The sequence below is a fragment of the Flavobacterium sp. ZB4P23 genome (assembly GCF_003970375.1).
GTDB lineage: Bacteria > Bacteroidota > Bacteroidia > Flavobacteriales > Flavobacteriaceae > Flavobacterium.
Map to the genome: position 1 here is coordinate 385,273 of NZ_RYDK01000001.1, position 15,004 is coordinate 400,276.

Here is a 15,004-nt window from a genome sequence, read left to right on the forward strand (position 1 = left end):
TGATTATCTCAACACAAAACTTGTTTTTGAAACTAAAACATCTTTATTAAAAATATTGATAAAATACGTTCCTTTAGCAAAATCTTTCCCTTTTAAATCCTCAGAAACTAGAATTGTTTTGTTTTCATATTTCACATTAGTTGCAAAACTGTATGTTAACGTATTCTCACCAAAATTTTCCGTTTTCTTGTCTCCTAAAACATTGTTTTTGCTGTCAATTACTTGTACGTAATACATTTTGTCACCGGACATAGCAATTTGATTTTCAGCAATCGTAAAATTAACTCTTAAAACATCGGCTCTACTTGCTTTGTCTGTTTCAATTTGTTTTCCAGAACTTCTTAATTTAAAAGCTGTTCCTCTAGTATTTAAAACCGTTAATTTAGATCCTTTTTCAACCGCTTTAGATAATTCTTCGTTTTGTCCAACTAATACTTCGTTGTATTTTTTAGATTCTCCCAAGACCACTACAGTACTGTCTCGTTGTATAGTTAAGGTTGTGTTTTCTTTTTTCAACCCTTCATTTTCAGCCATTAAAACTTTCATATTTCCCTGCAAGGCATTGAATTGAGTTCTGTATTTAGATAATGAAGCTACATCCCCTTTGGACTTACTCAAATCATTCATCAAGTTTACTACTTTATCTCTTTCTTGAATTAACTCATCAGACATGGATGTGTTTTCAGCAATTGCGGCATCATACGTTGATTTTAATTCCTGCAAATCTTTCATAACCGATTCTTTTTCGGTCAATGTAGTTTTCAATTCTGTTTTAACGGTATCTGCGTCGGAAGTCATTTTAAAAATGTAAACCAAACTCCCCACTAATAAAATAGCCAACACTGCTATAACCGCCTTAAGACTTGAACTGCTTTTTTGATTTTCCATCTTTTAATTAATTTAATTTCTACAAATTTAACAATATATAACTAATGAATAACGCAAGTTGATACATTTATATTATTTTTGGGAAAAAATATTTTTTTTAATGGAAAAAATTATACGCTTTACAATTCATGATCTTGCAAAAATTACGAACCACAGAAGTGGCGAGATAAAGTTTGGAGAAAAAATGATAACCATCCCAAAAGATGTTGATTCAATTGATTTTCTAACAACCTGTGAGGCTAAATATGTATTATTTGGTATTCCCGAAGACATTGGAATAAGAGCTAATTTTGGCCGACCCGGGGCGGCTTCAGCTTGGGACAGTGCCATAAAAAGTATCGCTAATATTCAGCACAATCGTTTTTGTAAAGGAAGTCAGTTAATTGTTTTAGGGCAATTAGACGTAAGTGAGAAAATGCAGGAAGTAGAACACCTTGATTTTAATGATATTGATGATCGTTTTAAGTTAAGCCAATTAGTTGAAAAAATAGACAAAGATGTCTCTCATATCATTTTTAACATTATAAAATCAGGTAAAACTCCAATAATCATTGGTGGCGGACACAATAATTCATACGGAAATATAAAAGGAACTGCACTCGCCAAAGGCAAACCTATTAATGCAATCAATTTTGATGCGCATTCTGATTTTAGGATTATAGAAGGACGTCACAGTGGCAATGGTTTTTCGTATGCTTATGAAGAAGGTTTTTTGAAAAAATATTTTATTTTTGGACTACATGAAAACTACACTTCAAAAAGTGTGTTGGATATCATTAAGAAAATAGAGGATCGAGTTCGTTTTAACACCTATGATAGTGTAAGTATTAGAAGAGAAAAAAACTTTGATCAGGAAATGGCGCTCGCTTCGGAATTTATAAATGATGATTTTTTTGGAATAGAGATCGACTTGGATGCGATTCCTAATATTGCCTGCAGTGCCATGACTATGAGTGGATACTCTGTGGAGCAACTTAGGCAATTTATATACTATTTTGCCAAAAATAAAAATGCTGCCTATTTACACATTTGTGAAGGCGCACCGGATTTAGGCGAAGAAAAAAACAATCATTTAATAGGTAAACTGATAGGCTATCTGGTGACTGATTTTATTAAATCGAACCAGCAGATTGTCTAACTGGTTAAATGATAAATTGCTTAAACGAATACCTATTAACCTAATCGATAAATAACACTACCTTTGCAGCACTATCTATGTACTTAATACATGATATTTAATATTTAAAATATGTTATTCGAAGATTTACCACTTTCAAAAAGTATACAAAAAGCCGTATTTGAACAAGGCTATTTAGAAGCAACTCCAATACAAGAACAAGCCATTCCAATCGTATTATCAGGTAGGGATATGATTGGTTGTGCCCAAACCGGTACCGGAAAAACGGCCGCATTTGCCATTCCTATTATTCATCAATTGCATAGAATAGTAGGGTCCTCTAAAAAAGCAAGTCCAATCCGTGCTTTAGTCATCACCCCAACCCGAGAATTGGCCGTTCAAATTGGACAAAATTTTGACCAATATGGAAAATATACAAACTTAGTGCAACTTACTATTTTTGGTGGCGTTTCTCAAGTGCCACAGGTAGAAATGCTGAAAAAAGGAATTGATATCCTGATTGCTACTCCAGGACGTTTGCTAGACTTAGTCAAACAAGGTTTCATCGATTTAGACCATTTGCATACTTTAGTCCTTGACGAAGCGGACCAGATGCTGGATATGGGATTTGTAAATGATGTCAAAAAAATTGTAAAACTGACCCCTAATAACAGACAAACCTTATTTTTCTCGGCTACAATGCCAATGGCCATAAGAGAATTAGCCGAAATGTTTCTGAAAGATCCTGCAACAGTTACCGTATCTCCTGTTTCTTCTACAGCTGAAAACGTAGAACAACGCGTATATTTTGTTGAAAAAGCAGAAAAAAGAAATTTGCTGTATCATTTAATTAAGAACGAAAAACTGTCTAATGTTTTGGTTTTTTCAAGAACAAAACACGGAGCTGACAACGTTGTAAAAGCATTGCGCAAACACGATATTGCTGCCGAAGCGATTCATGGTGACAAGTCTCAAAATGCCAGACAACGCGTTTTAGAAGGATTCAAGAATAAAGAAGTGAATGTTTTAGTGGCTACTGATATTGCAGCCAGAGGAATTGATATTGATCAATTACCATTTGTCATTAATTTTGATTTACCCAATATTCCCGAAACGTATGTACACCGAATTGGCAGAACCGGTCGTGCCGGAAATGAAGGTGTTGCAATTTCTTTTTGTAGCAAAGATGAGCACCAATATTGGAAAGACATTCAGAAATTAATAAAAGTAGATGTAAAAACCGTAAGTGATCACCTATACGGTTGGCATTCAGGAAGTCCTGAAACCGCTCCCGCGGGAACTCAAAAGAACTCAAACCGCAGTGGTGGAGCTCATAAATCAAGAAAATCAGAGGTTTCCAAACAAAATAAAAAACGCTGGTATTAAATTCGTTATACTGACTTACATCTGTAATAAATCACTTTTTAACTGTCGTTAAAAAGTGATTTATCGTTAACGTGTTATTTTTAAGCGTTTTAATGAAATTATTATTTGAATTAAATGACCTTAATCTTCTTGAATTTCAATACTATCTATTTTTGTCATGTACTAAAGAAATTACTATAGAAAATTTATCCTTTTGAGTAATGGCTTTGTACAAGGCAATTTTCGAAATTTTAAAGGATTTTTTGAAATCAGCATTCTTCAGGTATTGTGACGCATGATCCGTTAATTTTACGATCTCATTGTTTGATGCCGTTTACGTTTATGCAAGTACGTCATCACTGAAAAAGTTAACTACAAACACTATTAACAACACAATATACACCTGATTCATAAGTGACTAAATTTAATCAAATATAAATTTATACGCCAATAAATAATAATTTATTTTAATCAATTAAGTGTTAAAAGTGAACTATTTTGAAGTCTCATGAATTTCAAATATATTAAATCCACTTCATGCTGTACAAGGAACTAATAGTTATAAAGTAATTTTTTTTGGTTTGTTTAATTTTCCGACAGATTTAGCAACAATAGTTGCTACCGTTGCATCACTTGTCACATTGACTACCGTTCTGCACATATCCAAAGGTCTGTCAATAGCAAAAATAAGCGCTAGACCAGCTTCTGGAATCCCAGCTTGACCAAGAACAATAACAAGCATCACCATTCCGGCACTAGGAACCGCTGCTGATCCTATAGAAGCTAGTGTTGCCGTCACAACTATCATCAATTGTGTACTGAGGTCTAAAGCTTCCGGAAGCATTGCTTGAGCTATAAATATCGCAGCTACTGCTTGATACAAGCTAGTTCCATCCATGTTTACTGTTGCTCCCAGAGGCAAAACAAAACTGGAAACCTCTTCATCAACTCCTAAACGCTCGGTAACACATTCCATGGTAACGGGCAGTGCAGCTGCACTTGAACTTGTTGAAAAAGCCAATAATTGGGCAGGCGCAATGGCGTTAAAAAACTGTATTGGATTTACTTTTGCAAAAATCATTAATAAGCTTGGATAAAATACAAACATCATCAAAAACAAGCCAAGCAAAACTGTTAATCCATAGATTCCCAGCGCTCCTAATGTTGAAAAATCTGGAATTTCGACCATCAGTGCGGCCATCAGTGCGAAAACACCAACTGGTGAAAAAAGCATGATAATGTCAATAATTTTCAGAATTACATCATTCAATCCCTTAAAGAAATCAACGACAGGTTTTGATTTTTTTTCTTCAATTAAAATCAGACCGATCCCAACTAAAATAACAAAAAAAATGACTTGCAACATACTTCCATTATCACTTAAAGCTTTAAAAAAATTATCTGGCACAATATCTATTAAAGGTTGCAGTGGCCCACTATTTTTAGCTTTTACCGCCAATTCAATTTTTTGAGAAGCATCAACCGAAAAATTTTCAAGTAAGCTTATTCTGGATTCTTCGTTAATGTAAGTTCCGGGCTTAATTAAATTGGCTAACAACAAACCAATAATGACTGCTATTACTGTGGAACATAAGTAAAAAAAGACTGTCCTTCCCCCTAATTTAGAAAGTTTAGAAATATCTTTTAAATCTGCTAATCCAACAATCAATGAAACCACAATTAAGGGAACAGCAATCATTTTGAGTAAGTTTATAAAAATAGTTCCAAAAGGTTTTATCCAGTCAATTACGATTCCTTTTTGTTCTAAGTTTTTCATTACTAATCCAAAAAGGAGCCCTAGAATCATTCCTAAAAGAATTTTCCAATGTAAAGCAAGTTTTTTCATAATTTTAAATTCATTTGAATCAGACAAACTGATGTTTTACAAAAAAAAACTCCTCATTATTTGAGGAGTTTTTTATTATTTAGTCTAATGAAACCGGTTCGGAATCCTCGTCTTTTTCCCAGCTTCCAACTACCGATGTTGCTAAAGCATTTCCTAACACATTGGTTGCGCTACGAAACATATCACAAAAATGGTCAATAGGTAAAATTAAAGCAATTCCTTCGATTGGAATGTCAAACATACCACAAGTTGCAGCAACAACCACTAAACTCGCTCTTGGTACTCCTGCAATTCCTTTACTGGTAAGCATCAAAACTAAAAGCATGGTCATTTGCGTACCCAAATCCAAATCAATTCCGTAGGCTTGCGCAATAAAAATACTGGCAAAAGTCATGTACATCATACTTCCATCCAAGTTAAAAGAATACCCGAGCGGCAACATGAAAGAAACAATTCTGTCCTTGACTCCAAAACGTTCTAATTCTTCGGTCAATTTTGGAAAAACAGCTTCACTGCTGGTTGTTCCAAAAGCAATTATTAATGGACTTACAATTCTTTTTAGCAAAACGGTCATCCTGCTTTTTAGAAATACATACCCCACAACAATCAACACGACCCAAAGTGAGGAAATTCCAATTAAGAAAGAACCAAAGAACTTGAAATAGGTAATTGCCAATTCCTGAAAATCTCTAACCGCAAATACACCTGCTATAGCACCAAATACTCCTATTGGGGCAAATTTCATAACGTAGTTTACCATTTTCAGAACAATATGAGATATTTTATCCAAAGCATTTGTCACTGGCTTCACATAATCACCTAATGCAGCCGCTGCCAGACCAAAGAAAATCGAAAATATTACAATTTGTAAAATTTCATTAGTAGCCATTGCTTCAAAGATACTTTTAGGTACTATATGCTCAATAAAGTTTTCAAAAGATATGTTTTGTGTTTTCGCTGTGACTTCTGAAACTGATCCCATATCAACATTTGATAAATTAAGGCCAACTCCCGGTTCTAGTATGTTTACAAAAAACATCCCCAATAACAAAGAGATAAATGAAGCTGTAAAAAACCATCCCATCGCTTTTCCTCCAATTCTCCCCACCGCTTTGATATCCCCAAGTTTCGCAATTCCTACCACCAACGTCGTAAATACCAATGGCGAAATAATCATTTGAACCAGTCGAATAAAAATAGTAGCCAGAATTTTGATTTTGTTACTAAAATTTTGAGCTGCTTCCGGTGAAATAGAATTATGAATGATAATGCCTAAAATAGCACCCAAAACCATAGCTATTAATATTTGCCCTGTTAATCCTGAAAAAAAGGACGGCTTTTTAGTTGTATTCATATTCATTAAATTGGTTATTAGATTGTAGGATCTACCCTGATTATAAAAAATAATTTTTTGCTCGCAGTCAGGTAAAAAATGGTATTGTAAAAAACATAAAAAGTATCAACAATTACTACTGATATGTTTTATTTATCAAATAAAAATCAGCTAATACAATGGCTGCCATTGCCTCAACAATAGGCACAGCACGCGGTACTACACAAGGATCATGACGCCCTTTTCCAGTCATTTCTGTAATATTGCCTTTATTGTCCAGTGATTCTTGTTTTTGCATAATGGTGGCCACAGGTTTGAAAGCCACGCGAAAATAAATATCCATTCCGTTACTGATTCCTCCTTGAATTCCACCTGAAAGATTGGTTTTTGTCGTTCCGTCAGCATTGTATAAATCATTATGCGCACTTCCTTTCATCTTAGCGCCTTCAAAACCACTTCCAAATTCAAATCCTTTTACGGCATTAATAGAAAGCATGGCTTTGCCAAGTTCTGCGTGAAGCTTATCAAAAACGGGTTCTCCTAAACCAATAGGTACATTTTGAATCACACAGGTTACGGTTCCGCCCACAGTATCCCCTTGTTTTCGGATATCACGAATATATTCTTCCATGATTACCGCTGCCTGTTCATCTGGGCAACGAACCGGATTATTTTCGGTTTTCGAAAAATCTAAATCTTGGTAGGGTTTGTCTAAAAAAATGGGTCCTACAGAAGAAACATACGCATTAATTTTTATGTCTGGCAACATTTGTTTTGCTACAGCTCCCGCCACAACTCTACTGGCAGTTTCCCGCGCAGAACTGCGTCCACCGCCACGATAATCCCTAACCCCATATTTTTTTTCATACACATAATCCGCATGACTGGGTCTGTAATTGTCTTTTATATGAGAATAATCATCTGATTTTTGATTGGTATTAGGAATAATAAAACCTATGGGTGTACCGGTGGTTTTACCTTCAAAGATTCCGGAAAGAAATTGAACGTCATCCGGTTCTTTGCGTTGAGTAACTATTGCTGATTGGCCTGGCTTTCTGCGGGACATTTCAAATTGAATTGCTTCTAAATCTATTGTTATTCCGGGAGGACAACCGTCTATTATCCCTCCTAAAGCGTCACCGTGAGATTCTCCAAAAGTTGTTATTCTAAATAGTGTTCCGTAGCTATTTCCTGCCATACTGATTAGTTTTGAACAAAAGTAGTATTTTAGTTTAAAGTTCAAAATTTTAACCACTAAACTTTTGAATAGCAATATCTATTTATTGACTTTAAATTAATATTGAAAACTATTTATTAACCTTTAATCGCATTTCAATTCAGTAGAATTCCATTAATTTGATAAAATTCAAATTCAAACACCTTGAAAAAAAGAAAAGTCGAGTTAGTAGTGATTTCTGATGTACATCTGGGGACTTATGGAAGTCATGCTAAAGAACTTTATAATTATTTATCTGCAATTAAACCTAATATTTTAGTCTTAAATGGAGATATTATTGATGTATGGCAATTTAGAAAATCCTATTTTCCCAAAGCACATTTAAAGGTTATCCAAAAAATCATCAGTTTTGCTTCAAAGGGAACAAAAGTCTATTATATTACTGGAAATCATGATGAAATGCTCCGAAAGTTTAGCGATATGAGTATGGGTAATTTTGCATTGGTGGACAAGTTAGTCTTGGATCTTGATGACAAAAAAGCCTGGATATTTCACGGTGATGTCTTTGATGCTTCCGTACAACACTCAAAATGGATTGCAAAATTAGGCGGTTTAGGATATGATTATCTGATACTTTTGAATCGATTTGTAAATTGGTGCTTATCAAAAATAGGGAAAGAGCCCTACTCTTTTTCTAAACAAATAAAGGCTGGTGTAAAAAAGGCAGTAAAGCACATTTCGGATTTTGAAAAAACAGCCACGGAACTCGCCATCGAAAACAACTACGATTATGTAATTTGCGGTCATATTCACGAGCCAAAAATAATCAAAAAAGAGAATAAAAACGGAGCTACTTTGTATTTGAATTCCGGGGATTGGGTGGAGAATTTAACCGCATTGGAATACAATAAAAAACGTTGGAAATTATTTCACTACTCAGAAACTAATTATGCTGAAGATGAAAATCTTTTTGAGATGGAGGATTTAATCAGTACTCAGTATGTTACACCTGCTATTTTCTTTAAAAAAACTATTTTAGATTAATGGTGGTTTTATATCAAAAGTGTGAATTATGAAACATTTACAATTAATTTTGTAAATTTAATCACAAAGTTAGTAATATCTTTGTATTTATAAAAATTTACTTATGAAAAAAATTATTTTATCGGTTATAATGCTAATTGGATTAGCATTCACCTCACAAGCACAAGAGATTTCAAAAAATGCACTAGGCCTTCGTTTTGGTGACAGTGGTGGTTTTGGTACTGAGATCACCTATCAAAGAGGTTTAGGCGATAACAATCGTTTAGAATTAGACTTAGGTTGGAGAAACAGAAATAATTATAACAATGATAATTATGATGACAATGCCATCAAATTAACTGGTTTGTATCAGTGGGTATGGAACATTGATGGTGGATTCAACTGGTATGCAGGTATTGGTGGTGGTGTAGGAAACTACAATAGAGATTATAGAGACAACAGAGATTACAACAATGGCGCTTTCGCATTTGTTGCCGGAGATATAGGTATCGAATATAATTTTGATATTCCTTTGTTAATCTCTTTAGATTTCAGACCAGAGTTTGGTGGTAGCGACTATTACAGAAACAATTACGGTTCTGATGTAGCTTTAGCTCTTAAATACCAATTCTAATATTTAAAAAGAATAAAAAAAATGCCACTAGAAATAGTGGCATTTTTTATTTTATAAGAATCTCTTTCTTGGAATTTATTTTCACAACACAAAAAGGAGTCGTAAAAGCTTGTGTCACCATACTACCCGGCTCAGGATTTGTTTCTTGAACTGTTATAATTATATTTTTATCCGTTTCAATTACCTTATCAATTCCTATGGCATATCCGCCAGTGGTTTTCTCTCCCATATTCAAAACAACAAAATTAGCATTCAGAATATCATTAGCATTAATCTTATTTTTTAAGTTTGCATCATTCTGCAGCATTTTAATTTCGCTTGGTTCAGAAAGAATCTCAAAAAAACGGATACTAGCTCCACCATTAGTTTGCTGAGTCAAAACTTCATATAGCGCTGTAGTGGCATCTGTACTTTTTAAAGAAACGCTACCGCAGGAAACGACAGTTATAGCAAGGAACGACAGCATTACTTTTTTCATTTTTATGTTTTTACATTTAATAATTTCAAAAATAATTCCTGTGTGTCTATAAGTATTTATTAATGGCTTTTTGATATAACTCTTCGTAAAGGGGCAAAATATTTTTTATGTCAAATTGTTTGGCAACAGCTAATGCGTTTTCTTTAAATTTAGCAAGCGTCAAATCATCTTTTAGAATTTTCAATGCGTTTTGAGCCATTTCCTCTGTATTTCCTACATCACTTAAATAGCCGGAAATGCCTTCAAAATTAACTTCGGGTAAACCGCCTGAATTACTAGAGATAACAGGAACTTTACACGCCATAGCTTCAAGGGCTGCCAAACCAAAACTTTCTGTTTCAGATGGGAGTAAAAACAAGTCAGTTAAGCACAAAATCTTATCAATTTCGTTGCTGTTACCAAAAAAGATTACCTTGTCTAGTATACCCAATTCCTGACATAAATATTCTGCTTTTTCTTTTTCAGGGCCATCACCAACCATCATCAATTTAGCCGGAATCTCTTTTTGAATATTATAGAAAATTTTAATGACATCCGGAATTCGTTTTACTTTTCTAAAATTACTGATGTGCGTTATAATTCGTTCATTTTCCTTGGCCATGACTGAACGTTGACAAGGAATGTTCAGGTTATTTGTATTTTTATTCAATTCAATAAAATTAGGAATAACCTCAATTTCATTTTTTATATTGAATAATTTAAGCGTATCGTCTTTTAAACTTTGGGATACTGAGGTAACAAAATCTGATTTATTGATACTAAAAGTGACTGCTGGCTTATAAAACGGATGATTTCCTACCAAGGTGATGTCTGTTCCGTGTAATGTTGTCACCATTGGAATATCAATGCCTTCGTCTTTCAGCATTTGTTTTGCCATATAGCCCGCATAGGCATGAGGAATAGCATAATGTACATGAAGCAATTCTATTTTATATAATTTTACCATATCGACTAATTTGCTCGATAAGGCCAATTCATACGGTTGGTAATGAAACAATGGATATTCAGGCACATTTACTTCGTGGTAATGCACATTTGGACTTAAAAGTGCCAAACGTACGGGCTGACTGTAAGTTATGAAATGTATTTCATGCCCGCGACGAGCCAATTCCAGTCCTAATTCTGTAGCGACAACACCACTACCTCCAAAGGTAGGATAACAAACTATTGCAATTTTCATGTATGTAATTTAATGAAACGAAATTAAGAAAAATAGGAATGTGTTTTATGGAATTTTAAGTTAAATGCAATACAAATTTAAAATTTCATTCGCTGAATTCGAACGGCATTTAAAATCGCCAATAAGGCCACCCCCACATCTGCAAAAACCGCCTCCCACATAGAGGCAAGTCCAGCAGCTCCCAGAATGAGAACTATTAGTTTTACGGAAAAAGCCAATCCAATATTTTGCCAAACGATTTGTTTTGTTTTTTTTCCAATGGTGATAGCGGTAAAAATCTTAGTGGGCTGGTCATTTTGAATGACAATATCAGCCGTTTCAATAGTAGCATCGCTTCCTAAACCACCCATAGCAATTCCCGCATCTGCCAGAGCAATGACTGGAGCATCATTTACTCCGTCTCCAACAAATGCAACTTTTAATTTTTGGTTTAAAAGTGCGCTTACTTTATTGACTTTATCTTCCGGCAGCAAATTTCCGTAAGCTTCATCAATATTTAATTCTTTGGCTACAGCCAAAACTACCGCTTGATTGTCCCCAGAAAGTAATATTGTTTTGATATTTATTTTATGTAAACTTTCAATAGCCACTTTTGCATCTTCTTTTATTTCATCGGCAACAAGAAAATAACCTGTATATTTTTGATTGATGGCAACTACAACAATAGTGTACGGAATAGCATCAAGATCCGTGTCATAATCAATATGGAATTTTTTCATCAGTTTAGGACTTCCCACCAAGATTTCATTTCCATCTACAACACCTTGCAAGCCAAGGCCTGGAATCTCAGTGAAATTAGAAACAACAATTTCATTTTTAGGATTTTTGGCAAATTCTACTATTGCGGAACCAACCGGATGCGTCGATTTAGCTTCAATTACTGCAGTATAGTTAACTAAATCAGACTCCAGAATTCCTATCGACACTACTTTCTGAACTTTAAAAACGCCTTTGGTTAAAGTCCCTGTTTTATCCATCACCACTACCTGAATAGCTGCCATAGTATCCAGAAATGTAGATCCTTTAAACAATATTCCGTTTTTACTTGCGGCGCCAATTCCGCCAAAATACCCTAACGGAATGGAAATCACCAAGGCACACGGACAGGAAACCACCAAGAACAGTAAGGCTCTGTACAGCCATTCCTTAAATATATACGTTTCTGCAAATAAGATTGGCACTACACATATAGCAATAGCGAGATACACTATTATTGGCGTGTATATTTTAGCAAACTTCCTAATAAATAATTCTGTTGGTGCTTTTTTAGCAGTGGCATCCTGCACCATCTGGAGGATTTTAGATAATTTGCTGTCTGTAAATGCAGTAGTCACTTCTACTTGAGCAATAGAAGTGCCATTGATCATTCCGGCAAGAATTGTATCTCCTTTTGACTTAGAATCCGGTTTGCTTTCGCCTGTTAATGCAGCAGTATTGAAAGTGGCATAATCCGAAAGCAACATTCCATCTAATGCTAATTTTTCTCCGGGTTTTAATTCTATGACAGCTCCAATAGCCACTTCCGAAGCTTTAATTGCAATCACATTTTGTCCCATTACAACGTTTGCAACATCAGGTCTTTGATCCAGTAATAATTTTATATTTAATTTTGCTCTTTTAACGGCGAGCATTTGGAATAATTCACCAATGGAGTAAAATAACATGACAGCCACTCCTTCGGCATATTGACCAATTCCAAACGCACCTAATGTAGCTATTCCCATTAGAAAAAATTCAGAAAAAATAGCTCCTTTACCAATACTAGCGTAAGCTTCTTTCAAAACTGGAAGCCCTACCGGAATGTAAGCTGCAACATACCAAACGATTCGAAACCAACCATTAAACCAAGATTGAGGAAAGTAATTATCAAACAATAAAGCAATCAGCAATCCTATAAAACTAATTATAGATGGTAAAAACATTCTGAGGGTGCTTTCATTTCCGTTAGAATGATCGTGATCTTCCTCATCGTGATTTTCTGACTCACTGTGAGAGGAACAACATCCTGCATCTTGCTCTGCTTTATTTACTTTTTTTTCTTCTACTGCGCAACATTTGTTGTCAGGTAAAGTTTTGTGTTGGGAAGCCATTTTAAATTGTTTTATATTTAATGAAAAACGAAAAATAAATAATAATAAGTAATGTGGTTATCCCAGTAATAAAAAATGTAGTATTCGCACCAAATTGATACCAAAGGACCCCGGCAAAAGAACTGGCCAATAAGGCGCAAATACTTTGAAATCCAGAATAAGTTCCAATAGCAGTCGCAGTATCTTTTTTATCAGAAATATTACTGATCCATGCTTTCGAAATCCCTTCGGTTGCAGCAGCATACACACCGTAAATTAAAAATAATCCACCAATAATATAACTGTTTTTAGTAAATGCCATTCCAAAATAGACAATTGCAAATAGAAAAAGTCCAAAAGTAAACATTTTCTTCAATCCAATTTTATCAGCAAAAATTCCTAATGGAAATGCACAAAGAGCATAAACCAAATTGTAAAAAATATAAATCTCTATTACCACAGTATCATTTAAACCTGCTTGCTTCGCTTTTAAAAGTAAAAAAACATCGGAACTATTGAATAAGGCAAAAGCTAATAGTCCTGTTACTACTCTTCGATATTGTGCAGGACTTGTTTTCCAATAGCTAAGAAACGAGAAAAACGAAATCTGTTTTACCTCCTTTGCCTGTACCTTAAGTTTATCGTTAAGCAAAAAAGAAGCAAATACCGCTAGTAAACCTGGAATAAAAGCAACATAAAAAAGCATTTTATACTGTTGTGGATAAAAATGCAGATAAATCAAAGCCATAACAGGTCCTAGAACGGCACCAAACGTATCCATTGATCTATGAAATCCAAATATCTTTCCTTTCGTTTCAGCAGTTGCTTCATCAGATAAAATCGCATCTCTTGCACCAGTACGAATTCCTTTTCCGAAACGATCAATTGCTCTGGCAAAAAATATCCAAAGAGGGAAGACGAATACCGCCATCATGGGTTTTGAAATAGCACTTAAACCGTAGCCCAGACGCACAAATGGAACACGTTTACCTGAACTATCAGATAACTTACCAAAATATCCTTTACTTAATCCAGCTAAAGCCTCGGCAAAGCCTTCTAAAACACCAATTAATACAATCGAGAACCCAATCGATTTAAGGTATATAGGCATTATTGGGTAAAGCATTTCGCTCGCTGTATCCGTAAATAGACTAACCAGTGATACTATCCAGACTGTTTTTGAAATATAATTTAATCTTTTCATTTTGAATTATTTTACGTTTTCATAGAACAGTAAACAGTATAAACCGTTATTTTTCCATTCTTGATCTTTTCTTGTTAAGCCATTTATTAGCCTTATAGGTTAGGTAGGCCGACCCACTTCCTAAAACGGCTCCTGCCACTACATCGCTTGGATAATGAACGCCTAAGTGCATTCGAGAATATCCCACGGCACTTGCCCATACAAAAGACGGTGCAATAACATACCATTTATGATACGCTAAACTAAGTGACGTTGCCGTTGCGAAAGCTGACGAAGTATGTCCCGAAGGAAATGAATAACCCACGGTCGACGCTGCTTGATCAATATCAGGATAGGTTTTAAATGGTCGCTGTCTTTTTATAGTATGTTTCAAAGCGGTAGTAATAAATGCATTTACTAAGAATGCTTCTCCAACAAAAATTGCCTGTTTCTTGGCGGCATTATCTTTCTTTAATAAACCAACCGAATATATAATAATAGGAGTAACAAGACCGATGGGAACCGCACTATTCGTTATTAATTTAAAAGTAGGATCTAAATTCTTATTTCGATCAACATTGATATCTCGTAGAATATTTATATCATTATTTTGAGCATTTACAAAAGTCATGCAAAAAAGCCATACAATTAAATTGATTTTTGCAATTACAGTATTCTTATTTTTCATCCTATTGTTTTTATCTCAAATAT

At 34.6% G+C, this 15,004-nt stretch carries 13 protein-coding genes; 4 read left to right on the forward strand and 9 right to left on the reverse strand.

Annotation, left to right across the window (positions count from 1 at the left end; genetic code table 11):
* Window positions 1-3 precede the first annotated feature (3 nt).
* Window positions 4-888 carry a hypothetical protein gene (locus tag EKL99_RS01630; RefSeq protein ID WP_126576269.1) on the reverse strand — a complete coding sequence of 295 codons (885 nt, stop codon included), beginning with the start codon at window positions 886-888 and terminating at the stop codon, window positions 4-6.
* A gap of 100 nt (window positions 889-988) precedes the next feature.
* Between EKL99_RS01630 and EKL99_RS01635 the strand changes: the two genes are divergently transcribed.
* Both EKL99_RS01635 and EKL99_RS01640 read left to right on the forward strand, forming a co-directional pair.
* Window positions 989-2,026: a formimidoylglutamase gene (locus tag EKL99_RS01635; protein ID WP_126459968.1), complete on the forward strand. Its 1,038-nt coding sequence runs from the start codon at window positions 989-991 to the stop codon at window positions 2,024-2,026.
* Between the two features lie 111 nt (window positions 2,027-2,137).
* Window positions 2,138-3,391 (forward strand): DEAD/DEAH box helicase, encoded by a 1,254-nt coding sequence (locus tag EKL99_RS01640; RefSeq protein ID WP_126576270.1) that lies wholly within the window; start codon window positions 2,138-2,140, stop codon window positions 3,389-3,391.
* 538 nt (window positions 3,392-3,929) lie between these two features.
* On the opposite strand, the gene EKL99_RS01645 is transcribed toward EKL99_RS01640, so the two are convergent.
* From EKL99_RS01645 to aroC, 3 genes are all read right to left on the reverse strand, one after another.
* Window positions 3,930-5,216 carry a dicarboxylate/amino acid:cation symporter gene (locus EKL99_RS01645; RefSeq protein ID WP_126453385.1) on the reverse strand — a complete coding sequence of 429 codons (1,287 nt, stop codon included), beginning with the start codon at window positions 5,214-5,216 and terminating at the stop codon, window positions 3,930-3,932.
* Window positions 5,217-5,295: 79 nt separating this feature from the next.
* Window positions 5,296-6,576 (reverse strand): dicarboxylate/amino acid:cation symporter, encoded by a 1,281-nt coding sequence (locus EKL99_RS01650; protein ID WP_197037191.1) that lies wholly within the window; start codon window positions 6,574-6,576, stop codon window positions 5,296-5,298.
* 109 nt (window positions 6,577-6,685) lie between these two features.
* Window positions 6,686-7,747: a chorismate synthase gene (aroC, locus tag EKL99_RS01655; protein WP_126453382.1), complete on the reverse strand. Its 1,062-nt coding sequence runs from the start codon at window positions 7,745-7,747 to the stop codon at window positions 6,686-6,688.
* A 183-nt stretch (window positions 7,748-7,930) separates the two neighbouring features.
* Here aroC and EKL99_RS01660 point away from each other — a divergent pair, with 183 nt between their 5' ends.
* Window positions 7,931-8,770, forward strand: coding sequence for a UDP-2,3-diacylglucosamine diphosphatase (locus tag EKL99_RS01660; protein WP_126576271.1), 840 nt, complete (start codon window positions 7,931-7,933; stop codon window positions 8,768-8,770).
* A gap of 103 nt (window positions 8,771-8,873) precedes the next feature.
* The gene (locus tag EKL99_RS01665; RefSeq protein ID WP_126576272.1) at window positions 8,874-9,383 is read left to right on the forward strand and encodes a hypothetical protein; all 510 of its coding nucleotides are present in this window, start codon (window positions 8,874-8,876) and stop codon (window positions 9,381-9,383) included.
* Window positions 9,384-9,429: 46 nt separating this feature from the next.
* Here the strand turns inward: EKL99_RS01665 and EKL99_RS01670 are convergent, their stop codons facing one another.
* The 5 genes from EKL99_RS01670 to EKL99_RS01690 all read right to left on the reverse strand — a co-directional run bounded on the left by EKL99_RS01670 (window position 9,430) and on the right by EKL99_RS01690 (window position 14,981).
* The gene (locus EKL99_RS01670) at window positions 9,430-9,861 is read right to left on the reverse strand and encodes a protease complex subunit PrcB family protein (protein WP_126576273.1); all 432 of its coding nucleotides are present in this window, start codon (window positions 9,859-9,861) and stop codon (window positions 9,430-9,432) included.
* 46 nt (window positions 9,862-9,907) lie between these two features.
* Window positions 9,908-11,041 (reverse strand): N-acetyl-alpha-D-glucosaminyl L-malate synthase BshA, encoded by a 1,134-nt coding sequence (bshA, locus tag EKL99_RS01675; RefSeq protein ID WP_126459984.1) that lies wholly within the window; start codon window positions 11,039-11,041, stop codon window positions 9,908-9,910.
* 77 nt (window positions 11,042-11,118) lie between these two features.
* On the reverse strand, window positions 11,119-13,131 hold the full coding sequence (locus EKL99_RS01680) for a heavy metal translocating P-type ATPase (protein ID WP_126576274.1): 2,013 nt from the start codon (window positions 13,129-13,131) through the stop codon (window positions 11,119-11,121).
* Window position 13,132: 1 nt separating this feature from the next.
* Entirely contained in the window at window positions 13,133-14,314 is a 1,182-nt protein-coding gene (locus tag EKL99_RS01685) for an MFS transporter (protein WP_126459990.1), read from the reverse strand.
* Between the two features lie 46 nt (window positions 14,315-14,360).
* A complete protein-coding gene (locus EKL99_RS01690; protein WP_126459993.1) occupies window positions 14,361-14,981 on the reverse strand; it encodes a phosphatase PAP2 family protein in 621 nt (206 codons plus the stop codon).
* Window positions 14,982-15,004 lie beyond the last annotated feature (23 nt).

What these genes read in the sequence shown, in the direction of transcription:
- EKL99_RS01635 (WP_126459968.1), top strand. Translation starts at nt 989, where the DNA reads ATGGAAAAAATTATACGCTTTACAATTCATGATCTTGCAAAAATTACG.
- EKL99_RS01650 (WP_197037191.1), bottom strand. Translation starts at nt 6,576, where the DNA reads ATGAATATGAATACAACTAAAAAGCCGTCCTTTTTTTCAGGATTAACA.
- EKL99_RS01630 (WP_126576269.1), bottom strand. Translation starts at nt 888, where the DNA reads ATGGAAAATCAAAAAAGCAGTTCAAGTCTTAAGGCGGTTATAGCAGTG.
- EKL99_RS01665 (WP_126576272.1), top strand. Translation starts at nt 8,874, where the DNA reads ATGAAAAAAATTATTTTATCGGTTATAATGCTAATTGGATTAGCATTC.
- EKL99_RS01640 (WP_126576270.1), top strand. Translation starts at nt 2,138, where the DNA reads ATGTTATTCGAAGATTTACCACTTTCAAAAAGTATACAAAAAGCCGTA.
- EKL99_RS01680 (WP_126576274.1), bottom strand. Translation starts at nt 13,131, where the DNA reads ATGGCTTCCCAACACAAAACTTTACCTGACAACAAATGTTGCGCAGTA.
- EKL99_RS01685 (WP_126459990.1), bottom strand. Translation starts at nt 14,314, where the DNA reads ATGAAAAGATTAAATTATATTTCAAAAACAGTCTGGATAGTATCACTG.
- EKL99_RS01645 (WP_126453385.1), bottom strand. Translation starts at nt 5,216, where the DNA reads ATGAAAAAACTTGCTTTACATTGGAAAATTCTTTTAGGAATGATTCTA.
- EKL99_RS01690 (WP_126459993.1), bottom strand. Translation starts at nt 14,981, where the DNA reads ATGAAAAATAAGAATACTGTAATTGCAAAAATCAATTTAATTGTATGG.
- bshA (WP_126459984.1), bottom strand. Translation starts at nt 11,041, where the DNA reads ATGAAAATTGCAATAGTTTGTTATCCTACCTTTGGAGGTAGTGGTGTT.
- EKL99_RS01670 (WP_126576273.1), bottom strand. Translation starts at nt 9,861, where the DNA reads ATGAAAAAAGTAATGCTGTCGTTCCTTGCTATAACTGTCGTTTCCTGC.
- aroC (WP_126453382.1), bottom strand. Translation starts at nt 7,747, where the DNA reads ATGGCAGGAAATAGCTACGGAACACTATTTAGAATAACAACTTTTGGA.